Here is a 23,330-nt window from a genome sequence, read left to right as displayed (position 1 = left end):
CCCGTCATGACAAGCCACAAAGTTGATACTCGCGGTAGGTCCTCTCGAAGAATACAAATCAGGAGAGCCTTGAATACGCTGCGAGATTTCGCCCACAAGGCCTGTGTCACCTTTTAAGAAGCGGCGAACGGCGTCGCGGTATTTTCCGTTCCATTCGGCCCACCGACCATAGGCAGGGAATGACCCTACTTGGTACAATCCACCCGCATCCCAAGCTTCGGCTACCAATTTACATTTGGCCAATACAGGGTCGTAGGCTAGTGATTCCAACAAAGGAGGATTGCTCAATGGACTACCATCTTGGGCACGACCTAAGATAGCGGCCAAGTCAAACCTGAACCCGTCGATGTGGTATTCGGAAGCCCAATAGCGTAGGCAGTCGAGCACCATATTGCGCACCACGGGATGGTTACAGTTGAGGGTATTGCCCGTACCAGAGAAGTTGAAATAGTAGCCTTCTGGCGTAAGCATATAGTAGGTCTTGTTGTCGATACCCCTAAAAGAAATCGTGTGACCTCGGTGATCGCCTTCGGCAGTGTGGTTGAACACTACGTCCAAAAACACTTCGATTCCGTGCTTGTGGAGCTCTTTGATGAGTGTTTTGAGCTCATCTACCTGCATCCCAAACTTCCCAGTAGCGGCGTATCCTGCCTTTGGAGAGAAAAAGTTGACGGTACTATAGCCCCAATAGTTGACGAGCATTTCGCCATTTTCGGGGTTGACGCGGCTGTTTTCCCATTCGTCAAACTCATAGATAGGCATCAATTCGATACAGTTGATACCCAGGGATTTAAGATAAGGAATCTTGCTGCGAATACCGCTAAAAGTACCGCCGTTTTTGATGTCGGCTGATGGGTGGCTGGTAAAGCCTCTGACGTGCATTTCGTAGATAGACAAGTCTTCGATGGGGGTTTCGAGCGGGTGGTCGTTTTCCCAGTCAAAATCCTCGAAGGCAAGTCGAGAGCGATAAGGATAGATGTTGTCCCAGTTGGGTTCGGCTCGCCAAGTATCACGCCCTCCAAGTACCTTAGAATAAGGGTCACTCAAAATGATGTTTTTGTCGAATCGGTAGCCTTGCTCTGGGATAAAAGGACCATCCATACGATAGCCGTATTCGAGCCTTTCATAATCAAGGTCGAAGACCGTCATGCAAAAGACATCCCCGATTCTGAATTCGTCAGGAAATGGGATTTCGGCATAAGGTTGAGCTTCGCCTCTTTCAAAAAGTACCAACGTACAAGAGATTGCGGCACTCGAATATACACTAAAGTTAACTCCATTTGGGACCATTGTAGCCCCAAATGGAAGTGGACGCCCTCTTCTGAACTTGATACCCTCATGCTCATGGGTGGGGTAATAATCAATCCGAATATCTGCCATATTTTTAGCCTTGTTTTAGCGATTCTATTCCTTCTTCGATGGTAGCCACGATGATAAAGAAGTTAATAAAACCAGTATTAGACATTACGTCTTGAATTTCTTCTGATACCCCCACCAATACCACTTTGCCGTTTTGGGCTTTGATTTGGCGGTAAATCATCAGCAATACCCGCAAACCAGCACTGGAAAGGAATTCAACTTTGCTTAAGTCGATGATGACTTGCCCTTGTCCTTTGATAGCGTTGATGGCCGCTTTCTCAAATTCGGGTGCGGTTTTGCTGTCGATATTACCTTCTACCTCAATGACAGCAATGCTCTCAACTATGTTTTCGGCTATTTTCATGTCGTTTATGAATAAGAAGGTTTACTGAACAGGAGTCAAAAGAACTTTTACGCGTACCCGCTCGTCGGTTTGAGGAAGCGTCACGGTCAAAGCATTGGCGTCAAAATCAGTGTATGGCTCATCGTTGATGTAGCATTCACTGATATACACACTACCTGCAGGGAGAATATCTGGCGACACAAAGAGTTTGTTGTCTTTGAAACCGTTGGGATATGGTTTGAAGTAGAAATAAGTAGGCTGCTTGGTAATCAGCAAGTTGGTATATACAGCCGACAAGAAGCAAAGCTCTGTGCTATGGTAAGCGCTCATCGAGTGGCTTCCTTTGAAACGCTCTGTACCCAAGAGATAAGGCATACCATTGCCAAAGACGTTGAAGTAAACCCCGCCGTCGTCGGTATCCAAGAAGAATGCATTGTAGAAGGCTGCCGACTCGCGAGCGTACTTGAGGTATTCGTCGTCTTTGAGGATACCATGCAAAATCATATAGGCCAAGATTGCTTGCTCTTGTTGCCACCATGCTTTACGGTCGTGCCATACAAATTGATGACGGCCATTGGTTTTGGTTTCGCGTTCTACTACATCATACCATCCGCCGCGTTGCTGGTCAGAACCCGCCTCTGGCATCAAGGATGCGATTTTTTTGGCAAATTCTAAGTAAGAATCTTTCGCGACCAATGATTGCATCCGCATCAAGTTCCAAGCGATTTTGAGGTTGTGACCTACTACGGCGCGGTTTTGTTGCCATCCCCACGTTTGGTCTTTGCTCCAATCTTCAAAGAATTTTTCTTGCACAAACGGACTGTTTTCATAATCAGGGAAATACTTGGTGATGGTATCGAAAGTATATTCCAAGAAGTCAGCGTATTTTTTCTCGCCCGTTGCCAAATACAAGTTGATAAGGTAAGCAGGAGCGTGGTCACCTACGGAGTTCCAGTTTTTGCGGGCGCGGTTGTGAGCCAACGACTCCGCGCGAGGGTCGAGGGTGATAGGGTCGATGTGAGAGAAGTAACCTTCTTTTTCGTTGTCTTTGAAGTATTTTTCAAAGAGTTCGATGGTTTTTTCGATATCCCACATGATGCGCGGGTCTCCAGTGAGGCGATAGGTCTGCGTAGGGCCGGCCAAAGCGTAGATTTGCTCATACATCGGCAACGAATCCCAGTCATCACCAAACTCAGAAGTGAGCAATTTGGTTTCTTTTTGTCCTTGTACTTTTACGCCATGATACCAATATACCAAATCAGCGTCTTGGTCATAAAAACGCATATGGTCGCGGAGGTATTCGGTGCCGAGTTCGGCACCTTCCAAAAATGCCTCATTTCCCGTAATCATGTAGGCAGAAGCAAAACCATACACCATACGAGAGATGGTATCGGTTTCTTGCAAATAATCCCCCTTTTTCGAGCCTGCTAGGTGTAGCATGGTTCGGTAGTTTTTGTAATTGATTTCTTCTTGGGGATAGTTAAACTGCCATTTGAGGTAGCTAGAAGCAATCGATGAGATTTGATTAATCCACCAATCTTGGGCTTCGTGGCGGTATTCGAGTGGGGCAGTACTTGGGAAAATCATCCATTGTACCTCAAATACATAATCTCCTCCCTCAAGTGGTGGATAGAAAGTACCGTAAGAAAACACAAATTGCCCAGGTTTTGCCAGTAAATCATGCATGACACCCGAAGCATCTTGGTAAGATTCCTCTAAGTTGCGGAAGGTACGAGCGTAGGTAGAAGGAAGTAAGTTTACTTTGAAAACACGCTTATCGGAGGTTTCGACGGTGTACCATTTTTCGGCGGCATTATATTCCAGAACATAGCCCGCGAGGGTATCTGAAAATGTAAAATCGAGTTTCATGAATTGAGTAAGTTAAAAGGTTAAATAAAAAGCAATTATGATTGACTTTCTTCGTCAACGTATCCTTGCGTGATTTCGATGATATTGCCTTCAGGGTCTTTGACCCAAGCTGTTTTCCAACCCGGAATAAAGTCATCGAAGGCCAACGGCCCTAGCGTGATTACTGCATCTGAGCCCATCTCGGCGAGTTTGGCATCCACATCTTCTACCGAAAATGCTAAATGACGAATACCTTGATAATGAGGGCCATCGCCTTCGGCAAGGGGGATAGGTCTTTCTTCATCAGGCGGAAATACTTCAAAATAGAAATTGCCTGCGTCTTTCAAGAACACAAGTTCTTTACCTTCTCCCAGCGAAATGGTACGAGCTCTCCGAAAACCAAAGTATTTTGAATAAAAGTTTTCAAAAGCACTTAGATCCTTGACCGTGACAGCTACGTGAAAAAAAGAGGTTTGAATCATGAGTGGGCGTAGGTTTAGGCTTTTTCTGAAAGGATTTCGATGATTTTTTTGGCAAAAAAGTGCGCATGTCCTCCCGAGCGTCCCGTTACCAAGTCACCGTCTACGACTACATCTTCGTTGGTATAGATAGCTCCGTAGGCTTTAGCATCGCCGATGAGGTTGTTGTGACACACCAAATGACGACCTTTGACCAGTTCGGTAGCGGGAGCAACCAGCCACAATCCATGACAGATGATTCCTTTTAAGATGGTAGGTTCGGCAAATACCCTTTTCAAAAACTCAGTGGCAGGGGGGATTTTTTCGACATCTTCGGTGTATCTCAACCGGTCCGAAACCATGCCCGAAGGAACGATAATAGCCGAATAGCTCTTCAATTCTTCATCGCTCATGTTTTCAAAACTTTCCCAGCAATCCATCGGCACTTTGTGCTCGTGTCCATGAAAGGTGATTTTGGGCTGCCCCCACAAGCGAGTCAAGAAATGAACCTCTGCGCCCTCTTCAGGAAATCTGTATTGGTAATAAAATATTTCGTTTTCATAATAATCGGCCTCAAACAAGATTCCGATTTTTTTTCCCTTGAGTTTCATAAGGTACGGAGAGTTAGATTAGGAAAGAACTTCCACTAGTTTGTCACCAAAAGCAATCGATGACTCTACCGAAAGCGCCGTAACGAACGGATGGTCATAATGTACTTGTGGTTTTTGGCGATTGGCAGTAGGGTCAGAATATACCCGGCCATTAGGGCCTACGGCGTCTTCCACAATCACCAAAAGTGGGAAGGCAAAGCCCTGCGTCACGATGTCCGTGCCAGGGTTGGCTTCGTTGGCTCTTACCAAAGGATAGTTCATCATACCCGTGAAGTCCCATTCGCGTGGGTGAGCTACGACTTTATTGCCATAGATGATACTGCGGTGAAGCGTATCGCTTTCGCGAGCCCATACAAAAGCACCTACTGCGTAGCATAGTGCGCCAAGGATTTTTCCTTGCTCGTAGGCAGCCACGCAAAGTTGATGCACAAAAGGATTTCCTACAATATCAAGAGCCGAGCCTGGGCCACCTACCAATACCAACGCATCATAGTCTGACATGACGGCATCTTCGATTTTGATGGGGCTGTCCCATTCGCCCGTGTCAAGAATTTCGTTGCAACGATCCACTACTTCGGCAGGGTTGACGTTGTAGTTTTGCATGGGGTCAATAAAATCTTTGTCCATACTCAAAACCATCGGCAGAGGAGTAATCCCTTTTGGCGTGGCAAGAGTCAAATCAAAACCAGCTTTTTTGAGGGCATCCCAAGGGGCTTGCAATTCTTCGGCCCAAAGACCAACGTTCGACGCTAAAATCAAAACTTTCTTGCTCATGATGCTTTATTTTAAATCTATTAAAGGTTGTATGTTTAAAGTTTATTTGAGTCCTGAATAGTGACGGAATATTTTGCCGTCTTTCATATAGAGGGCGTCATATACTTTGGAAGGACCATTGGTGGTATTGATAGTGGCTTCCAAAAAGATACTATCATCGGTGATTGCCAACTTTTCGGTAGAAATAAACCCCCGATAAATGTATTTAAGATAATCGCCAAGTTGCTGGAGAAGAGCTTCTTTACCTTTCAAATGAATCGGCTCATCAGCTACGTGCAAAATCATCTCGGCATCGTCATGGTAATCATGCTCTACGAGTACATTTACATCGTTTTCAGCGAGCAATTTCAAATGGTTTTCATAAAATTCTTGGTTAGTCATAACAGTCTATTTTTTAGAGCTTCATAATTGATTTTTTGAGTAATACTTTAATGAGATGTAGCAGATATGCCTCATGAACGGCGGGCTCGTTTTGGAAAGTGAGTCCTTCGCTTTCGAGTTTTTCGAGGGCATTTTCGACATCATTAGAACTAACAGGAGCACCTAGGAGCGCTTTTTCGACTTCTTCGAGCCTTACAGGAATCGCAATACAACCCGACAACGTAACACGGGCGTGAGACACTAGTCCGTCGGTTTTGTCAAGCGCAACGGCCACCCCACAGATCGTACGGCCACCACCCAGAAAACTCATGTTTTCGTAAGAAGAAGCACCCGTAGGGGCAGGGATGTGTACCTCTCGGATAAGTGCGCCTTGGGCGAGACTTTTGACACCACCCTCCTGATAAAAAGTGGTGATAGGAGTGACACGCTCATGGGTCGCATCTGCGATAAGAAGCTGGCCGTCGAGGGTCATAAGGGCGGCCAAAACGTGCCCGTGCAAAGCACCTCCATAATAAAAAGCACCCCCGATGGTACTATTGTTGATGGCATGAGGATCTCCAATAGCGGCCAAAGCCTGACCCAAGGCAGGATATGCACCCAAGGCAGGATTCTTGACTAGGGCGGCGTAAGTGGTCGTAGTCCCAATCACGAGGGTATTTTGTTGTTGCACAACTTTATCCAATTCTGGAATATTTTTGAGGCTAATGACTGCTTTGGGGCTGAGGAGGCCTTTTTTCAGTTGGCTTACAAAAGCCTGGTCTCCCACCAGTACTTGCGAGCCGTTTTGCTGGATGAGTTTGAATACTTCGTCTAAAGTAGACGGCGCGGCGTATTCAAACGGATTGATAGTCATGATGATTGAATCAAAAAGGTTTAGGTAGAATAAATGGCTTGCCAAATCTTCTCAGGGGTCACGGGCATATCTATGTGCTTGACTCCATAGTCAGCTAATGCATCGCATATGGCATTGACTACCGCAGGGGCTACCGGAGGGTTGCTTACATCACCTACACCTTTTACTCCCAATGGATTGGAAGGTGATGGCGTGACGGTTCGGTGAAGTTCCAAATGAGGAATCCAGCTCGAACGTGCAATCGAATAGGTATCAAAATCATCGGTCAATACTTGGCCTGTCTCGGGAGAATAGCGTGCTTCTTCTGACAAAGCTTGGCTTATTCCTAGCAAAATATTGCCATGCGTTTGGCTACGTACTACTTCGGGGTTGATGACTACCCCAAAATCATCGACGGCGATGTAATTGACCAATTCAACAGCGCAAGTGTCTTTATCTACTTCCACTATGGCTATGTGCGTACCAAAAGGAAAGTTGAAGTTTTTGGGGTCAAAATAAGCCGTTGCCTCCAAGCCTGGCGACATACCTTCTGGCAAATCCCATCCAAACCACAGCATCAGTGCTACCTGTTGGAGCGTCATAACGGCTTGTTCGGGGGCAGGGATTCCAATTACTTTTCCTTCTTTATATTCAATCAAATCAAGCGGCATTTTAAACAAGTAAGCGGCGTATTCGCGAGCTTTTTGAATCACCATTTGGCAGGCTTTCTGGACAGTCACCCCTTCCACGCTCAAAGACCGGCTTCCGTAGCTTGCTTGACCATAATACAGCGGCAAATCCGTATCTGAGTGCTGGATAGTTACATAATCCATCGGAATTTGTAGTTCTTGGGCCGCAATCTGCGCAAAGGTCGTATCTTGACCTTGACCGTGAGGTTGCGCTCCTGTAGTAATAGCTACCTCGCCCGAAGGAGCAATGTGAATATAAGCACTTCCCCACGTACCACTCATCAAACCTTCGCCGCCCATTTTGGCCGAATTTCCAACACCCGCTACGGCTACATACGAGCCTATTCCCAGCCCTAGAAGTTTGTTACGTTGGAGGGCATCTGCTTTCATTTGGGAGAGATTGGCATAGCCAGCTTTTTCGAGGGCTAAGTCTAAGTTTTGTGCATAATTGCCCGAATCATAAGTCCAACCCAAACCATTTTCAAACGGGAATTGGTCGCTTTTGACCATATTGATACGTCGTACTTCGGCTGAGTCCATCCCAATTTCTCTGGCAAAACGCTCGATGGCTCTTTCTATCAAGAAGATAGCCTCGGCTCTTCCCGAACCCCTCATCGGAGCCGTGGGGACTTTGTTGGTATAGACTACGTTGATTTCGTAAGAGGCGTGCGGAATCGCATAGGCTCCCGTGATACTTCTTCCAATCAAAGCAAGTGGCTGCCCTGGGGCATTGATTACAGGATAAGCGCCCACATTGCTATAGGCTTTGCAGCTAAGAGCGGTAATTTTTCCGTCTTTGGTTCCAGCGATTTTTACGTGCTGAATTTGATCTCTTGATTGGGCTGTATTGCGAGAAAAACCAGCGCGGGTATCGACCCATTTTACAGGGCGGCCTAGTTCGCGTGCCATCCACAACACAAGGGGAGTATCGGGGTAAAGATTGCCTTTACAACCATTGCTTTCTCCCATATAAGGTACAATTACCCGCAGCTTGTTGTAAGGAATCCCCAATACATACAGCGAAATCAGTAAGCGGTGCGGGTAGGGGATTTGGGTGTTGGTCCAGATAGTATGCTGATTGGTGGCGGGGTCGTGTTGAGCAAGCACCCCTCTCACTTCCAGCGTGTTGTGCATAAGCCTTTGGTTGTAAATTCGCTGCTCTACTACCACTTCCGACTCGTCGATAGCAGCTTGAGTAGCGTCTTTGTCCCCAAAAACCGTATGAATCATGGTATTGTTGGGGGCGGTCTCGTGTAGCTGAGGCGCGCCGTCTTTTACGGCTTCTTCGGCATCCAATATTACCGGAAGCGCTTCGTATTCAACCTTGATTTTATCGAGGGCATCGTAGGCTTGCTGGCGGGTTTCGGCCACTACGGCGGCCAATTGATCCCCCACAAACCGAACTCGGTCTTTGGCAAAAACCGAATGCGAGCCGGGCACAATTCCTGAAGGGTGGGGCAAGAAATGACTTTCGGTGAAAGGAGGAATCCAAATCACCGGCATGGGCATTACTTGCTGGGTGTCTTTCCAGGTAAAAATCCTTACCACACCCGGCATAGCTTCGGCCTCAGAAGTATCAATGCTCAAAATGTTGGCATGACCATGAGGACTTTGTAAAATGGCTGCATGGAGCATATTGGGAAGCGACATGTCCGCAATAAATTGCGCGTCGCCGGTGATAAGCTCTTTGGTTTTGCGGGTTTTGGGAGATTGCCCAATATAAGACGTAGGGGGGGCTTGCTCATTGGTAGAGGTTTCGCCTCTGAGCTCGGCTGCCGCCGCTTTGATAGACTCCACTACTTGCTGATAGCCCGTTTCGCGGCTGAGGTTACCCTGAAGCCATTGTTTGATGTCGGCATCACTTGGTGATGGGTTTTGGCTCAACAACTCCACCGCCGACATAATCGTACCGGGAGTAGAGAAACCATTCTGAACGGCGTGATTTTCCCAAAAAGCCTTTTGAAGTGGGTGCAGTTCACCGTTTTGGGCCAGACCTTCGATAGTGGTAATATCACTACCCTCGGCTTCGATGGCAAGTAGCTGACAACTTTTGGTAGCCTTGCCATTCACCAATACCGTACATACTCCACAGTTTCCTGAGTTACACCCTACCTTCGTTCCAGTGAGATGAGCTGAATCCCGTAAAAAATCTACCAGAAGTGCGCGCGGCTCTACGTCGCTAGCATATTCTTTTCCGTTTATTTTTACTTTTAAGTCCATGTTTTTGAGCAATTATACTCTTATTGGAGAGTTTGAAAATATAACTAGGCGAGAGAGCCGTCGGGATGCTGCACCATACCCGCAAAGTGAATGGCAATCTGCCCATTGCGCAATACCCAACTATCAGCAAATCGCATCTGACTTACGCCATCTTTGGTAGTCATAGTGATTTGTTCGGTAATCATGAGTGTTTCGGGATCTTCGGTTTCTGCCCAAAAAACAATGTCAGACTCTAAACCATCGATACCCAAAATCCCCTGCATATGCTCGCGGATTTGGTCGCGGCCTTTATAGATGATGGGTGTTTTCATGAAGCTACTTATGAGGAGAGCATCATCGGTATATTGGTCTAATAAAGCTTCAATATTTTTGTCCAAAATGAACTGAATATGTTCGCGATACATATTCCCTAGTTTGGTATCGGGTACGTTTTTCATGTGCTAAATTCCGTTGAGTTTGTGGTTAACTTATTGATTTTGAAAAACAAACAGCATATAATTGGACATGTGAAGCGTCAGCTCAAGCCCATAGCCAGGGTATTCGGCTTTGATGCTATTGATGAGATCTTCACCCCTTAAGCCTTCATTGACTTTGGCTTTGGCAAAATTCAAATACCCAACCATAGTAGGAATGATAGAGAGGTCGGTAGGGTCACCGTGGCCGGGCAAAATATGCTCATAGCCTTTAGCTGCGAAAGATTCAAGAACCGCAATCCAATTGTCGAAGCCATATTCGCCTGCTTGGGTACGTTCGCCAAAATAAGGATAGGCTTTGTTGTAGACGAGGTCTTGAGCCAACAGGATTTTATGGTCGGGTATCTCAACGACTAAATTGACGGGGCACTCCGTTTCGTAAACTTTTTGAAGGTTGATCGTGATTCCGTCAAAATCTATGGAGCCTTCTTCCAACGGTATAGTAGGCAATACTTTATTGGAAGGAATGACATCGGGGGTGTCGGGGTGAAGGCTGCGGTGATAGCCCAGCAAATAATCTGCCAACGCATTGATGATTCCAATCACTTCTGGAAAGGCACTGATAGGATAGCCTTCAAAAGATGCCGCCCCAAACCAATGGTCAGGGTGATGATGAGAAATCAAAATTTTATCTAAAGGTTTGTTGAGGCTATCAATGTAGAGCTTCAACTCATCAGCGTGAGGTTTCAATTGAAGCGTATCAATAAGCAAAAGCTTGTTGGGCGTTTCAATGATTTGCGCATTCACCATTTCGCCGTCTTCAGGGGCCTGAACACAATGGATGGTAACTGCCTCATTCTCAATTTTTTTGATATTGATAAAATTAAAAGACATGATAGGGCAGGGGTTAGGGAGCTTATTTGTTTGTTAGAGTGTAGCCGAGCCTTCGTAGTATTTTAGGTCATCTACGGTGTATTTGGTAATCAAAGCTGTATCGTTAGGGCCAGCTTTTACTTCCCAAGTTTGGTAGGCATCCAAAGTGATACGCTTGCTATAAGCATCAGGCGCATTCCATACACTTGCTTCCCATTTTACCACCACTTTTACCACTGCAGTATCGTCGGTAATGGTAGGTTCTACGAGTTTGAGGGTGTGTACTTCGTCAAAAAATATACGAATAACCCTCTGAAACCATCCTTCAAAACCCGCATGTCCATAGACAGTTGCTTCTGGGAAAACCATCTCAAGACCGTCGTCGATGAGAAGGGGGAGAAGTTCGACCATGGGAGCATGGACATCTAATTTTCTGTACCAAACAGCAGCAAGTGCTTCGATAGATTCTTTGGTGAGCATATGAGTTTTTTCGTTGAATGTTGAGTAAAAAATTGAGATAAATGGCAGCTTTTCAATGACTTTTTACTGCCTACGAAGTGCTAAAACCATTTTTTAGCACTTACCTTACTTACTGTGAGCAATTAGTCTTGACCCAGTCGGGTTTGTAATCACCTTCTAGTACCAAATCAATTAAGAAGGGTTCGTCGTCGGCGAGCATTTGCTCAATAGCCGGCAAGATTTCCTCTTCTTTTTCGACCCTCACGGCTTTGACTCCCATCGACTGTGCCAAAATATCGAATCTGATAGCGGGATAAGATAAGTCAAAGGGTAGGGGATATGGGTGCTTGTCGATGTTGCGTTCTTTCCAATATACATCAATGTTGAGCTGCAATAGTTTGTAAGAACCGTTGTTACAAACCACAAACTTAGCACCTGCTTTATGCCTTACAGCCGACCAAAGGGTTTGGATGGTGTACATACTTCCTCCGTCTCCCGAAAAGCCTATTACGGTTTTGTGGGGTTGAGAGAGTTTGGCACCGATAGCCCCAGGAAAACCAATTCCTAACGACCCTCCCCTTGTTACGAAATAATTGCCCGGAACACGTGGCGGAATATAGCGAGTGATAGCCGGAGAGCTCGTCAAGGCTTCATCAAAAATGATGGCATCTGCGGGAAGTTTTTGAGCCAAAATTTCGGCAAACTGCGACATTTGCAAAGGTGATTTCCCTTTTTGGGCTTGGTCTTTTGCCAATTCTGCCGCTAATTTGGCGGCTTTCGCTTCCCCAATCTTTTGGGTTCTTGCGGCAGCAGCTGCCCTAAACTCGTCGCTCATGGTTGCTTCTAATTCACCGGCAAGTGCTTGGAGCGAAAGTTTGGGGTCACACACAATCCCTAAGTCAACTCGGTGATTTTTAGCGATTTCATAACTATTAAGGTCAAAATGAATCACTTTTGCACCGGGAGCGTAGATATCACCTTCTTCAGGAAATACCTCAGGCATCATGTAAGTGCCCACAATAAAATTAACGTCTCCCTTGCTCGTGATAGGATGACTATAAGAGCCAAACATATGCCCCGTAGTACCTTGGTAGAGTGGGTGAGTAGTGTCGATGATGACATCCCCAAAATCTACCCCGTATATTTCGGCGCCTAGGAGTTCGGCCACTTTTGTAAGCTCAGGAATCGCATCCGAATACGCCACGCCATCACCGATAAAAATCATGGGTGTTTGGGCAGAAAGAAGCGTTTGGGCTGCTTCCGAAATCAAACTTGGGTCGGGTAGTACTTTGGTAGATGGAATACAAGTGGGAAAAACTTCTTCCTCGTTGATTTCATCCAAAATATCCATCGGCAAGCACACATACACTGGTCCCATGGGAGGAGTGGCAGCGATTTTGATGGCTTTACGAAGGGTGCGAAGAAGCGATTTAGAAGAAAGAGCCACCGTCGAAAATTTGGTAACAGGCTCCATCATCGCTACCAAATCATTGGCCATTTGCGAATCCATGTTCATGTATTGGGTGCCGGCATCGGAGCCAATCACTACCAAAGGTGCATGACCTCTTTTGGCTTGATAGAGAGCTCCTACGGCATTTCCAATCCCGGGCGAACTATGCAGCTGTACCAAAGTGGGACGTTGGGTATGGCGAGCGTAGCCGTCGGCTATCATCACTGCAATGCTTTCTTGCAAAGTCAGGATGTATTTCATGTCGGGGTACTCAGCTACGGCATCCAAGAATCCTTGTTCTACCGTACCCGGATTCCCAAACATGAAATCCATACCATCGGCCAAAAACTGCTCAATAATTTTCTGATTACCAGTTTTACCACCCATATCTTTTCATTCCGTTATCGAGGACATTTACAAACTGTTCGCCAAACTCAAAAGAACACTGAAGTGAGCGCGCCGTGATAAAAGGATAGTCCACAATGACAGAAGTAGCTTTGCCAAAGTTTCCGTGGAATTGCCCGTCTGGCCCTACAGCATCAGCTAGGATGTATTCCAAACAATACGGCGGAGGCCCCATGTTGAGGTCGGTATTCAAGAAGCCCGTACCATCGTGATAATCGTATTCGATGCAGTGGCCTGTCACGTGCTTGCCTTTGATGATCGAAATACGCTCATTGAAATCACGCGCAAAAACCAAAGGTGCTACGCCATAGCAAATGGCTCCGATAGGTAAATTCTTTTTGTAAAAAGCCAGAATAAGGTCATGAACGCGCTGATTGTTGACCATATCGATGATAGGTCCACTTCCACCTACAAGTAGCAAAGCGGCATATTCGGAGGTGTATGCTTCTTGCGCTACTTTGAGGTCTTCGTAGTATTGTTCGAAGGCTCTCAGGAAGTTGGGCGTTGAGAAATAAGGTCTTTCGGGAAATTCTTCCGACAGATTACGACGTTGTTCGAGGCGGTTAGTAGCTTCAAAAGCTTTTACCTTTTCGGCAGCTTCGGGGGTAGTTACACATACGCCGAGTGGGGGATCTACGTATGTAGTGTCGTAGCTTGGAGGTAGTGCTTCGGCCTTTTTACCTTTTGGAGTAATAAACTCCACGGTATAGCCAGCAGCTTCCAATTTTTCGAGGGGGCCTACTAGTTCAACACCCCAATACCCGTATTCAGACAGGACAGCCAAGATTTTCTTTGACATAAAATCGAAAAAATAAAATGAAAGATATGTTAAACTATATTCAATACTTCTGAAAAATGATACTGCTTTGGTACTGGTTTTTGGTTAATATACCTCTCCCGGGCCCATGTGAGTAGTGGGTGGGCGAGGCATGCTTTTTTTGCGTTTGAGCGCGATCTCGTGGGCGGTATCATAGTGGTTGCGCATCTGATACCAACTAAACTTATCAAGGGCGCTTTCCATACGGTTGCGTTCTATTTCTTTGGTACGGCGTTTCATTTTGATGAAACGATACATAATATCAGTAAGCTGCTCTACCGATTCTTGGTAGGTTTGAGACTCACGATTCACCACAAAAATCCCTCTCTCATCATGGTCGCTCATGGTTTGAGTCACAAAATTCCCAAAGCCTGATAGATTGCTTGTCACCGTCGGAACACCCCTTACCACGCATTCTTGTGGAGTGTAGCCCCAAGGCTCATAAAAACTTGGAAAGATTCCTAAATGACAACCGCACACAAACTGTCCGTAATCCAGTCCAAAGAAAGGATTGGATACCGAGATGAATTCTGGATGATATACCACCTTCACTCTATCTTGTTTGCTGTTGGAGAGGTTGTGTTTACGACATTGCGCTACTATTTCGTCTTCTTCTACCAAATCATGTGTAAGCAAAGAAGGCAATTGCTCGGTTTTCCAACTGAGCATCGTTCGAACTCGCTTGTGTTGGAGGTATTCACTCACAAAATCATTCAGATCTGGGAGTTGGACTGATTGACTAGAAACAATACTTTTAAACAACTGACTACCTACTTCTTTTTGAATATTTTTACAAACTGATTCGATTTCGTTGAGTACCACATGCGAATTCATGGCCGTTGCATTGACCGACCGTATGTTGCGATTAGAAATCACAAACATCACAATAGTGGTATCAATTCGGGCTTTTTTCATTTTTTTGTTGAGTAATGAAAGCGCATCCAGCGTCATATCAAAACCTTTGTTTTTATACTCAAATCGACCTGACGTAAAAAAATAAATGGTTTTGTTGAGATCGAAAGAATAACTCGGAAAGAAATGCCCCATCACAAACTTATGAATGTGTTTGCGGTATTCGAGGTGCAAATTTTCGAGCTTATGTAGCGCAAAGCGTTCGAGTTTGATACCATTGGGAGTCACTAAATCGGGAACTCTCCCCAAAAAATAAATGCATTCCTTGGCAATGATTTCGCTAATCGTGGTAAATGTACCAGCACTCTGCGCTGCCATCCTCTCAATCACCGCTTCTGTCTCGATTCCGTAGCGCTGGGCTTCTTGTCTCCAGTCAATGATCTCCAATTTGCTTCGAAAATCAGCATCGTTTTGGGCAATATAGCGCCCCAAAAGCGTGGCGTGAGTCGTAAAAACCGTGGCGATATTGACTCTACTGGTAAACAACTTCGGCAAACCACTACTTGCCATCCATTCATGAAAATGAGCGACAACTTCGCCAGCTTTGTCAATTTCACTTACATATTCGGTCAAAAAAATACGCACCATTTCACCGAATGCAAGCACCTGATTGGTCAGGTTTTCAGAGCCTAGGTGTTTGATTTTGTATTCTCGCTGAAACTCTGCTTTGATCGAATCTAGCCGGTTCCAAATACTACTAATATCAAATAGTAACACTTGTGGTTTGCCAGTTACTAAGAGCCAATAACCAAAGTGTACAGTTAGCCCCATTTCTTGAAGTTTTTTGACGGTTTTGCCAATGGGCGAATCATCTAAATGATAAATAGGCTCAAATTCAATCGCCGTTTTTTTGTTCAAAAAAGGTCCCATCAAAAAATAACCCTCCCCCCATTTGTCTATCATTGACGGGATTTTCGAACGAATAACCGTATGAATGCCTCCTACTTGGTTACAGACCTCCCAGGAAACCTCAAACAATTGTTTCTTCTTCGAATTTGTCATTAGGGATGTCAAATGCGTAATAAGGTTAGAGGATTTTCAGTAAATGAGAATCGCCGTTATCAACGAAAAAATAAGGATAGACGTACTAAAAAGACAATCCTGACTTCTCGCTGCTAAAATGTAAAACTGGGAAAAAAAGATACCTTGACTCTAATGGCCAATTACACTAATTTAATAAGGACTCTGGGGTTTAGATGGAACTAAGGTTAAGGCTAAATTCATGAACGTTGAATAAATTAATTAATATTGAGTTTTCTGCACTAAACGTTGATAGCTCAAAGTTGATTTATACCTCTTTCAATAACAAATGTTTTCAGTGAATGGTGTGTTTTTTCCATTGAAATAGCTCCTTAGTTCAGGGAATAGCTTTTTAGCCAGTTGTACTAATTGTAATACAGTGGTTGTATAAGGGATGAACTGTACGATATGAAATGAGCCTAATAATGGCATAATACTTATTTTTAATATGATTTTTATTGACGAATTTCAAATTTAAAAAATATACTAAAAAGAATAGTTTTGTGCTTTTTTTCAGTGAATGTAGCTTTTTTGCCAGTGAAAACAGGATTAGGAACAGCTATTTGACGAATTTCTAATGGTTTTATGGTATAAAATTTTAAAACGGGTTAAAAGGGAGATTATTCGACATGTTTTTGGACAAATACTAAATTCTTTTCAATCGGCTCATGAGTTCTTCTCTGGAAGACTTACTGATTGGGATTTGCTTGACTCCGATATGAATCGATAGCTCGCGGATTTGCTCTACGTGTTTTAGGTTGACGATAAAGGATCGATGAACTCTGATGAACTCTGGGCGATTTTCGAGGACCTCACTCAATTTGCCTAAATTTTGAGTAAGCAAAATACTATTTTCTTTGGTGATCACTCTACAATAATAATCTTCTGCTTCTACCCATAGGATTTCATCAAAAAAGATGCGCTCCATTCGGTCTTTGGTACGTATAAACAGTCGATCACTTAGTAGGAAATTTTGCTCGTTGCGTTGGTTTTGTTTATTGAATTTACACCATCTTTCTTGGTTGGCAATGGCAAGCTCAATCGTATATTTAAGGTCGCGGGTACGAAAAGGCTTTGACATAAATGCCGCCGGAGCCGTATGCTTCGCTTTAAGAAAAGTATCCGTATCAGCGCTGCTAGTAAGATAAATGACAGGTATTTTATATTTTTCAAGGATTCGCCGAGCCGTTTCTACGCCGTCCCACTCACCCGTTAGTTGTATATCCATCACGATCAAGTCGGGCATTGATTCGCCAAGGGAAGTGATTGCTCTTTCGCCCTCCGAAAAAGGGCCTGTTACTTGATACCCCATTTCTTGAAGCTGCTCTTTAAGATCTGCTCCAAAAATAGGCTCTCCTTCTACAAGAAGTATGTTTACGTTTTTCATAATGTGAGGTTGTTACGTGCCGAATTTCGCCTCTTTGCTCATTGATTTGGCTGATAATCAGGCAAGTCAGAGAAAAAAGCTAATTCAAAAAACTTTTATCAAGTATTAAGTGCAGTAAAACCTTTTACAAAAATAGAAGAAAATTCAATATATACTAATCCAACCTTTAAGTTTTTGTAGTAAAAGAAAACTTAGTCTTGGATATCCTATTTCGTTTTAATAAAACACGAACTACGTGAGTAAGAATACTTAAGTAAACTAAATAACTCAACTATAATCTATATACGCACAAAAACATCGTCTCAGCTGTTTTTACAGCTGAGTGTTGAGACATAAGGTCTGAAAGTGTCAATCACAGAGTAGGGATAAAAAAAAGTTACAATAGTTTTACTTAGGTGAGATTCAAAAGTACTACTTGGTGTAAAAAAAATTATACGACTATTTGACCATTTAATAACTCTCTACCAAATTTTGGTTTTGATGAAACCATTCAAGAATTATTTCTATTATTTCAAAAAGATGTTGTTACTTGTATTGAGTTTGTTTTTTAACAAACTTTGATGACTCAACCGTTAATGCACAATAACCTAACCCTAAAAAATATCTAACCCAGGCTAATCACCCCTCAGTTGTGAGTGAAGCCGATCAGATATTGGTGTTTTATATATCGCAGGTGTATAAAATCCAAGGGCAAACCTCAACGCACCTATGGATAACATACAAATTTTGATTGTTGAAGACGACCCTATCATTGGTACAGATTTAGAAGACCGCCTCACCGAAATGGGCTACCAAGTGATAGGTCTGTGTGAAAGTGGCGAAGAAGCTTATCAAAAAGTAAAAGATACTTCCCCAGATTTGATTATTATGGATGTACAGCTATCAGGACAATGGGACGGTATCGAAACCGTACAACAAATCTTTACACTAATAGAAGTTCCTGTTATATTTTTGACTAGCAATACCGACGAATCTACCTTCTCAAAAGCAAAAAATACATTTCCTGCCGCTTTTTTGGCAAAACCCTATCGAGGTCGAGACCTCAAATACGCCATCGAACTAGCACTGAAACAATTTTCTGATGTTAATACATCTTGTCCTTTCTCCCAAAACCAAACTAAGCCCAATGGTCTCAACGACCGTATCTTTGTCAAAGTTAAAGATCGTATGGAACCTTTGTTTTATGAAGACATTTTGTGGGTAGAAGCCGACGATTATTACTGTAAAGTTTATACCAAAACCCAAGAGATTCAGATATCTCAAACGCTCGGTAAATTTAGTGAAGCACTTGCCAACTTCCCAGAATTTTTGCGGGTGCATCGTTCATACATCATCAATCTCAAACAAGTCGACCAGATTGGCGATGCCCATCTTTTCATTGGAAAACAGAGCATTCCAGTTAGCAAATCAATCAAAGAAGAAATAATGAGTCGCCTACGGAAGATAAGCTAAGCCCCTTATGAAAAAATACATACTACCAGTCTTATTGGTGTTTTTGTTTTTTCGAGGCTACTGTCAAAAAGCTTCTGAGAGATTGAATAATAAAATGCAAGGGTACTCAACCAATGATACCCTTAAAATAAGACGTTTTTATAATTTAGCACAAGAACAAAACAATCACGACTTTAAGAAAGTAAAAGACTTTTTACACCAATCTTATGCTCTAGCCAAAAGTGCCCAAGCCGAAACCTGGCTACCTGAGCTTGAAATGAATCTCGGACGCGTCTGCGCTAATCTGAGTATGCCAGATTCGGCCTTGTATTATTTTAATCGCTCATTGGATGGTTTTGAAAAACAAAACAACCAAAAATCTATCGCCCATGTATACAGCAAAATCCGCTGGGTTTACAATTACTTAGGGGATTTTGAGAAGGCATTGGTGTATGCTTTCAAAGCGCTCGAAATCTATCAAAAACTCAATGATACTGTCGGCATAGCAAGCTCAAACAGCGATATTTCGGTCATTTTTTATTCACAACAAAAATTCGAAGACGCTATCAAATACGCCGAAAAAGCATATGAGATTCAGAAAAAAAATCGCCGGCTGGAAGATTTAGCCTATACAGCTCAAGCTTTGGGCGATGCGTGGCTCCAACTTGGCAACTATCCCAAGGCTCTTGAATATCAAAATGAAGGCCTTACACTCCGCCGTCGCTTGGCTTCTCAAATAGATATTGCCCTTTCGCTAAATAGCCGAGCCAATGTCTACAAATATCAAAAACGCTACAAAGAAGCCCTAGAAGACTACCGCGAAAGTCTCGATATCGCCCGCAAAGCTAGTTTTACGAGCTTGGTGCTGTCGTGTCTTGGCAATATTGGGCATGTTTATAACCTCACCGAAAACTACGCCGCTGCCCTCCCCTATCATTTGGAAAACCAACGACTCATTGACCAGACGCAGCAACTCGACAAAGCTGTCGAAAACTATCAACTCCTTGCCGACGCCTATGCGGGCTTGACTAAATATGACTCTGCATACTATTATCAACGACTCACTACCACCACTAGTCAAGAGCTACTTAATGAGCAAAACACGCTTCAAATGTCGAAGCTTAAAACGCAATTTGAAACAAAACAAAAAGAAGATAAAATCCTTCTCCAAGAAAAACAACTTGCCGAAGAACGTTTAAAACTCTGGGCTTTAGGCTTTTTTTTGATAGTAGCTATCATCGCAGGGATACTTTTGTTTCGCTTGATTCGTATTTTACGCAAACGAAACGAAGAAAAAGAGTTTTTAATTAAAGAGATTCACCACCGCGTTCGCAACAATCTGCAAGTATTGTCGAGTCTTTTGCATCTACAATCACGCTATATCAAAGACGAAGCCGCCCTCGACGCCGTCAAGGAAGGACAAAACCGCGTGGATGCAATGGGGCTTATTCACCAAAAACTCTATATGGGTGATAATCTCGCTGCGGTAGATATGTCAGACTATTTACAGCATCTAGGCGAATCCCTTCTGGATTCTTTTGGCCTTGGTGATACTCATCGGGTTATTATCCAATACCAGCTTCAACCTATTCATTTGGATGTGGATAGTGCCATTCCTCTTGGATTGATAGTAAATGAACTTGTCACCAATTCACTCAAATATGCCTTTCCTCATAACCGCTCTGGCATTGTCGAGATAGCTCTTTGGGAAGAAACTACCAAAAAGCTTTGCCTTCAAATTACGGACAATGGCGTCGGAAAATCCAATGCTTTGCAGTTTAGTTCGGGGACTTCTTTTGGTCTAAATTTGGTAAAGATTTTGAGTAAAAAACTAAAAGGAAAACACAAAATCATCGAAGCTGAGTTTGGCTATGGGACTTTACTTGAATTTGAAAATTACAAATCGGTATAGAGCGAATATTTTACAAACTCACTGAAAATCTGTTATTTATACCATAAGTCCCAAAATGGGACTTATGGTTGTTGCTCTTTAATTTTGGACAATCTCCGTTGCTTTAACATCTTCAAAATCTCTACATCTTAGCTTCTTTATCTCCAATTATTCGTTTTATTTAGGCAAAAAAACTTAAAAGCAAAAATAGGTTAAACTTGCTATTTGAATTGTGCATATGGAAATACTACGCAAAACTTAGCTCACATCTCGAAAGTGTTTGCGATCAAAGTTTCTGAGCCGATATTTTCGCTTTTTCATGCAGAGTCAGGGTTATTTTGATTAATTACTTTTTTCTGGTTTAATTCAGTATTTTTTTAATTAAACTACTGAATATCAGTAATTTATGTCATAAGTCCCATTTTGGGACTTATGACATAAATTTTTAAAACTTACCTATGAAGAAAGGCTGATTACAACAGCCCTTTAAGCTTGGTTGCGATTTCAATGAGTTTGTCTATATCCTTGGGGCTGGGAGTAGGATTTGAGTTCAAAACTTTATCTGTAATTTTAGAAAGCTGTTTTTTAGTGCTTTCAAAAGAGCCTTTGGCTTTAATATTCGCTAAAATAGTATCTTCTTTGGGAGAAAGGAGACTGTTGAGTACCTCTGTAGACGCTATAAGTTCGTTCTGCTCGACTTTTGCCAGTTTTTGAATATCTGACTTACCCATTTTTATTTCGCCGCTTAAAACGGCGTTTTTGAGGCTATTGTCGAGTTTGTCTAATCCACTCGCAAACTCAGCATCTCTCAAAATCGTATTGCGACCTACGTTGTATTCTTTGGCCAATTTTTCGGAAGTAGAAATAGGGTCTTTATCATAAGTCCCATTTTGGGACTTATGGTCATTGCGGTCATATTTACCCTTGTCTGTTTTTTCTAAATTGTATCTCAATCCCCTAAAATAAGAAGTTTGTTGAGGAGTAAGATTCCGACGACCAAGTTGTAAATCTATCATGTAATCTTTCACTTCTTTGATGGAAGGAAAACTCATGACTTGTACGTTGAAATGAATGTTTCTGTTACGACAAATTTGGTAGCGGTTGTGTCCGTCTACCAGCACGTAGGCAGGAGCAGTAGGAGAGAGGCTATTGGGGTCAATCTCACCTTGGATAGTTTCCCATAGAAGCAGCGCATCTTTACAGCCGTTTTTCAGAATGTTTTGTTCTAGTTGGTCATATTCGTCGAGAGTAGGAGAGGGGATAAAACTCCGTAACTCTTCCAACACCATGATGTTTTGTTTGATTTGTTCAGAACTAATGTAGCTGTTGTTAAGTGCCTGTTTGGTTTTTTCGCCAATGGCGTTTTTGATGTTTAGCTTAGCCATGCGAACGGGTTTATTTTACGATTTGAAGATAGTCGATAAATTCATCACAGAAGTCACGGTAGTTTTTGGCCGCTTCTGAGTTGTCCGAAAATTTAGCAATGGACTTTTGCACAATCTGAGATTTTTGAAAATCTACAAGGTGTTTTATCTCAGTCTTGAATACCCGAATCGGTACGTTCTCTTTGACATTTTCTTTGATGCCGTCGTGTACGCTATTTTTTTTAACCATCGTAAACACAATACCGTCTACTTTCAGGTCGGCATTGAGGTTGGTTTTGACTTCCATAACCCGCTGCAAAAGCGAATTAAGGCCCTTTACAGCCGACATCTCAGGCAGTAGCGTAATGAGACAGCTATTGGAGGCATTCATGGCTGAGATGGTCAGTTTATTGAGCGAGGGCGGGCAATCGATGAGTACGTAGTCAAATTGAGTCAGTAGCGGTTGGAGCTTATTTTTGAGACGTAAATCACCACCTACACTCAAGATGAGTTGGATTTCGGCATCGGCTAGTTCAATATCCGATGGCGAGAGAGAAAGGTTATTTGATATTTCGACGATAGGCAGGGGTGTATGGTGATTAAGCAAAGCATGAGCTACTTGGCTTTCGGGGCTATCAATGCCAAGGATTTGACTTAGGTTGCCTTGTGGGTCTAGGTCAACAAGCAATACTCTAAATCCACGACGGGCCAAGGCTTCTCCTAGCGAAGAAGTGGTTGTGGTTTTGCCAACTCCTCCTTTGTGGTTTATGATAGAGATTACTCTCGCTTTTTCGTAGAGAGAATCAGAGTAGCCGTATTTGGTCAGTACTGGATAGAGAGCTATCAAGTGCTTTTCGGCGAGGTTGCGAGTGCCTGTCAGTGCTTGGGCGATAGTGCCTTTGGGAATGCTTGCTTCTTTTTCTAGGGCTGTGACAGTGAGCGCAGGGTTGTGCTTTAGGAAGTTGAGAACCTCTTTTTGGCTTATCATGGATTAAAGAAGTGATTGTCGTTATTTTTTTACAAATCTAATATTTTTGTAGAAAAATTATGACAATCACTAAAAAAAGATTCGTTGCTTAAAATTATCCCAACTTAATAGGGCTATAGCTTTGATATGTAACTATGTTTTTAGTTGCCGCCTCCTTTTTTTGTCGTCGAATCATTTTTTTGATTTTGATTTGATTTTTGATTTTCCACGATTCGCGAACGATTTCGGACTAAAAAGAACCCCTATTTAGCCCCATTGATTTTGATTTAAAAATTGTCATAATTTTTATTGAAGAATTGATGATTTACAATATTGATGATTTAAGGGGCTTGTAATGCGCTGAATAATAGCGAGTTACAAGGTCGAATTCTGTCAAAATGTAGTCGAATTCTGTCAAAATGTAGT

At 43.2% G+C, this 23,330-nt stretch carries 20 protein-coding genes; 2 read left to right on the top strand and 18 right to left on the bottom strand.

The window, feature by feature from the left end:
- The 16 genes from G563_RS0117025 to G563_RS0116950 form a co-directional block, all read right to left on the bottom strand.
- Positions 1 to 1,380: glycogen debranching protein (locus G563_RS0117025; RefSeq protein WP_028666379.1), on the bottom strand; the 1,380-nt coding region annotated here is incomplete at its 3' end.
- A 4-nt stretch (positions 1,381 to 1,384) separates the two neighbouring features.
- Positions 1,385 to 1,723 (bottom strand): STAS domain-containing protein, encoded by a 339-nt coding sequence (locus G563_RS0117020; RefSeq protein ID WP_028666378.1) that lies wholly within the window; start codon positions 1,721 to 1,723, stop codon positions 1,385 to 1,387.
- Between the two features lie 21 nt (positions 1,724 to 1,744).
- Positions 1,745 to 3,571, bottom strand: a complete 1,827-nt coding sequence (locus G563_RS0117015) for an AGE family epimerase/isomerase (protein WP_028666377.1) — start codon at positions 3,569 to 3,571, stop codon at positions 1,745 to 1,747.
- Between the two features lie 35 nt (positions 3,572 to 3,606).
- Positions 3,607 to 4,032, bottom strand: coding sequence for a VOC family protein (locus G563_RS0117010; RefSeq protein ID WP_028666376.1), 426 nt, complete (start codon positions 4,030 to 4,032; stop codon positions 3,607 to 3,609).
- A 14-nt stretch (positions 4,033 to 4,046) separates the two neighbouring features.
- Positions 4,047 to 4,619 (bottom strand): DJ-1/PfpI family protein, encoded by a 573-nt coding sequence (locus G563_RS0117005; RefSeq protein ID WP_028666375.1) that lies wholly within the window; start codon positions 4,617 to 4,619, stop codon positions 4,047 to 4,049.
- 18 nt (positions 4,620 to 4,637) lie between these two features.
- Positions 4,638 to 5,393, bottom strand: a complete 756-nt coding sequence (locus G563_RS0117000; protein ID WP_028666374.1) for a type 1 glutamine amidotransferase domain-containing protein — start codon at positions 5,391 to 5,393, stop codon at positions 4,638 to 4,640.
- Positions 5,394 to 5,435: 42 nt separating this feature from the next.
- The gene (locus tag G563_RS0116995; protein WP_028666373.1) at positions 5,436 to 5,774 is read right to left on the bottom strand and encodes a nuclear transport factor 2 family protein; all 339 of its coding nucleotides are present in this window, start codon (positions 5,772 to 5,774) and stop codon (positions 5,436 to 5,438) included.
- Between the two features lie 13 nt (positions 5,775 to 5,787).
- The gene (locus tag G563_RS0116990; RefSeq protein WP_028666372.1) at positions 5,788 to 6,627 is read right to left on the bottom strand and encodes an FAD binding domain-containing protein; all 840 of its coding nucleotides are present in this window, start codon (positions 6,625 to 6,627) and stop codon (positions 5,788 to 5,790) included.
- Between the two features lie 20 nt (positions 6,628 to 6,647).
- Positions 6,648 to 9,515: a molybdopterin-dependent oxidoreductase gene (locus G563_RS0116985; protein WP_084650892.1), complete on the bottom strand. Its 2,868-nt coding sequence runs from the start codon at positions 9,513 to 9,515 to the stop codon at positions 6,648 to 6,650.
- Positions 9,516 to 9,559: 44 nt separating this feature from the next.
- Positions 9,560 to 9,952, bottom strand: coding sequence for a nuclear transport factor 2 family protein (locus G563_RS0116980; protein ID WP_028666370.1), 393 nt, complete (start codon positions 9,950 to 9,952; stop codon positions 9,560 to 9,562).
- Between the two features lie 30 nt (positions 9,953 to 9,982).
- Positions 9,983 to 10,822 (bottom strand): MBL fold metallo-hydrolase, encoded by an 840-nt coding sequence (locus G563_RS0116975; RefSeq protein WP_028666369.1) that lies wholly within the window; start codon positions 10,820 to 10,822, stop codon positions 9,983 to 9,985.
- A 33-nt stretch (positions 10,823 to 10,855) separates the two neighbouring features.
- The gene (locus G563_RS0116970) at positions 10,856 to 11,281 is read right to left on the bottom strand and encodes a hypothetical protein (protein ID WP_028666368.1); all 426 of its coding nucleotides are present in this window, start codon (positions 11,279 to 11,281) and stop codon (positions 10,856 to 10,858) included.
- 109 nt (positions 11,282 to 11,390) lie between these two features.
- A complete protein-coding gene (locus tag G563_RS0116965) occupies positions 11,391 to 13,097 on the bottom strand; it encodes a thiamine pyrophosphate-binding protein (protein WP_028666367.1) in 1,707 nt (568 codons plus the stop codon).
- Positions 13,087 to 13,914, bottom strand: a complete 828-nt coding sequence (locus G563_RS0116960; protein WP_028666366.1) for a type 1 glutamine amidotransferase domain-containing protein — start codon at positions 13,912 to 13,914, stop codon at positions 13,087 to 13,089. Before G563_RS0116960 ends, G563_RS0116965 begins: the two co-directional genes overlap by 11 nt.
- Positions 13,915 to 13,998: 84 nt before the next feature.
- Complete coding sequence (locus tag G563_RS35050) at positions 13,999 to 15,846, bottom strand: glycosyltransferase family protein (RefSeq protein ID WP_084650891.1); 1,848 nt, start codon at positions 15,844 to 15,846, stop codon at positions 13,999 to 14,001.
- Positions 15,847 to 16,510: 664 nt separating this feature from the next.
- Positions 16,511 to 17,251, bottom strand: a complete 741-nt coding sequence (locus G563_RS0116950) for a LytTR family transcriptional regulator DNA-binding domain-containing protein (protein ID WP_051211036.1) — start codon at positions 17,249 to 17,251, stop codon at positions 16,511 to 16,513.
- Positions 17,252 to 17,959: 708 nt separating this feature from the next.
- Between G563_RS0116950 and G563_RS0116945 the strand changes: the two genes are divergently transcribed.
- Together G563_RS0116945 and G563_RS0116940 are read left to right on the top strand one after the other, a co-directional pair.
- Entirely contained in the window at positions 17,960 to 18,703 is a 744-nt protein-coding gene (locus G563_RS0116945; protein ID WP_028666364.1) for a LytR/AlgR family response regulator transcription factor, read from the top strand.
- A 7-nt stretch (positions 18,704 to 18,710) separates the two neighbouring features.
- Positions 18,711 to 20,594 (top strand): tetratricopeptide repeat-containing sensor histidine kinase, encoded by a 1,884-nt coding sequence (locus G563_RS0116940; protein ID WP_084650890.1) that lies wholly within the window; start codon positions 18,711 to 18,713, stop codon positions 20,592 to 20,594.
- A 452-nt stretch (positions 20,595 to 21,046) separates the two neighbouring features.
- On the opposite strand, the gene G563_RS0116935 is transcribed toward G563_RS0116940, so the two are convergent.
- Together G563_RS0116935 and G563_RS0116930 are read right to left on the bottom strand one after the other, a co-directional pair.
- Complete coding sequence (locus G563_RS0116935; RefSeq protein ID WP_028666362.1) at positions 21,047 to 21,958, bottom strand: ParB N-terminal domain-containing protein; 912 nt, start codon at positions 21,956 to 21,958, stop codon at positions 21,047 to 21,049.
- 10 nt (positions 21,959 to 21,968) lie between these two features.
- Positions 21,969 to 22,925: an AAA family ATPase gene (locus G563_RS0116930; protein WP_028666361.1), complete on the bottom strand. Its 957-nt coding sequence runs from the start codon at positions 22,923 to 22,925 to the stop codon at positions 21,969 to 21,971.
- Positions 22,926 to 23,330 lie beyond the last annotated feature (405 nt).

This window comes from Runella zeae DSM 19591 (assembly GCF_000423565.1).
Lineage (GTDB): Bacteria > Bacteroidota > Bacteroidia > Cytophagales > Spirosomataceae > Runella > Runella zeae.
Note: the sequence above shows the minus strand (reverse complement) of the source record. Positions and strands in the feature narration are given on the sequence as shown.

What these genes read in the sequence shown, in the direction of transcription:
- G563_RS0116935 (WP_028666362.1), bottom strand. Translation starts at nt 21,958, where the DNA reads ATGGCTAAGCTAAACATCAAAAACGCCATTGGCGAAAAAACCAAACAG.
- G563_RS0116980 (WP_028666370.1), bottom strand. Translation starts at nt 9,952, where the DNA reads ATGAAAAACGTACCCGATACCAAACTAGGGAATATGTATCGCGAACAT.
- G563_RS0116940 (WP_084650890.1), top strand. Translation starts at nt 18,711, where the DNA reads ATGAAAAAATACATACTACCAGTCTTATTGGTGTTTTTGTTTTTTCGA.
- G563_RS0117000 (WP_028666374.1), bottom strand. Translation starts at nt 5,393, where the DNA reads ATGAGCAAGAAAGTTTTGATTTTAGCGTCGAACGTTGGTCTTTGGGCC.
- G563_RS0116990 (WP_028666372.1), bottom strand. Translation starts at nt 6,627, where the DNA reads ATGACTATCAATCCGTTTGAATACGCCGCGCCGTCTACTTTAGACGAA.
- G563_RS0116965 (WP_028666367.1), bottom strand. Translation starts at nt 13,097, where the DNA reads ATGGGTGGTAAAACTGGTAATCAGAAAATTATTGAGCAGTTTTTGGCC.
- G563_RS0117020 (WP_028666378.1), bottom strand. Translation starts at nt 1,723, where the DNA reads ATGAAAATAGCCGAAAACATAGTTGAGAGCATTGCTGTCATTGAGGTA.
- G563_RS0116950 (WP_051211036.1), bottom strand. Translation starts at nt 17,251, where the DNA reads ATGAAAAACGTAAACATACTTCTTGTAGAAGGAGAGCCTATTTTTGGA.
- G563_RS0116975 (WP_028666369.1), bottom strand. Translation starts at nt 10,822, where the DNA reads ATGTCTTTTAATTTTATCAATATCAAAAAAATTGAGAATGAGGCAGTT.
- G563_RS0116995 (WP_028666373.1), bottom strand. Translation starts at nt 5,774, where the DNA reads ATGACTAACCAAGAATTTTATGAAAACCATTTGAAATTGCTCGCTGAA.
- G563_RS0116970 (WP_028666368.1), bottom strand. Translation starts at nt 11,281, where the DNA reads ATGCTCACCAAAGAATCTATCGAAGCACTTGCTGCTGTTTGGTACAGA.
- G563_RS0116945 (WP_028666364.1), top strand. Translation starts at nt 17,960, where the DNA reads ATGGATAACATACAAATTTTGATTGTTGAAGACGACCCTATCATTGGT.
- G563_RS0117015 (WP_028666377.1), bottom strand. Translation starts at nt 3,571, where the DNA reads ATGAAACTCGATTTTACATTTTCAGATACCCTCGCGGGCTATGTTCTG.
- G563_RS35050 (WP_084650891.1), bottom strand. Translation starts at nt 15,846, where the DNA reads ATGACAAATTCGAAGAAGAAACAATTGTTTGAGGTTTCCTGGGAGGTC.
- G563_RS0116930 (WP_028666361.1), bottom strand. Translation starts at nt 22,925, where the DNA reads ATGATAAGCCAAAAAGAGGTTCTCAACTTCCTAAAGCACAACCCTGCG.
- G563_RS0117005 (WP_028666375.1), bottom strand. Translation starts at nt 4,619, where the DNA reads ATGAAACTCAAGGGAAAAAAAATCGGAATCTTGTTTGAGGCCGATTAT.
- G563_RS0117010 (WP_028666376.1), bottom strand. Translation starts at nt 4,032, where the DNA reads ATGATTCAAACCTCTTTTTTTCACGTAGCTGTCACGGTCAAGGATCTA.
- G563_RS0116960 (WP_028666366.1), bottom strand. Translation starts at nt 13,914, where the DNA reads ATGTCAAAGAAAATCTTGGCTGTCCTGTCTGAATACGGGTATTGGGGT.
- G563_RS0116985 (WP_084650892.1), bottom strand. Translation starts at nt 9,515, where the DNA reads ATGGACTTAAAAGTAAAAATAAACGGAAAAGAATATGCTAGCGACGTA.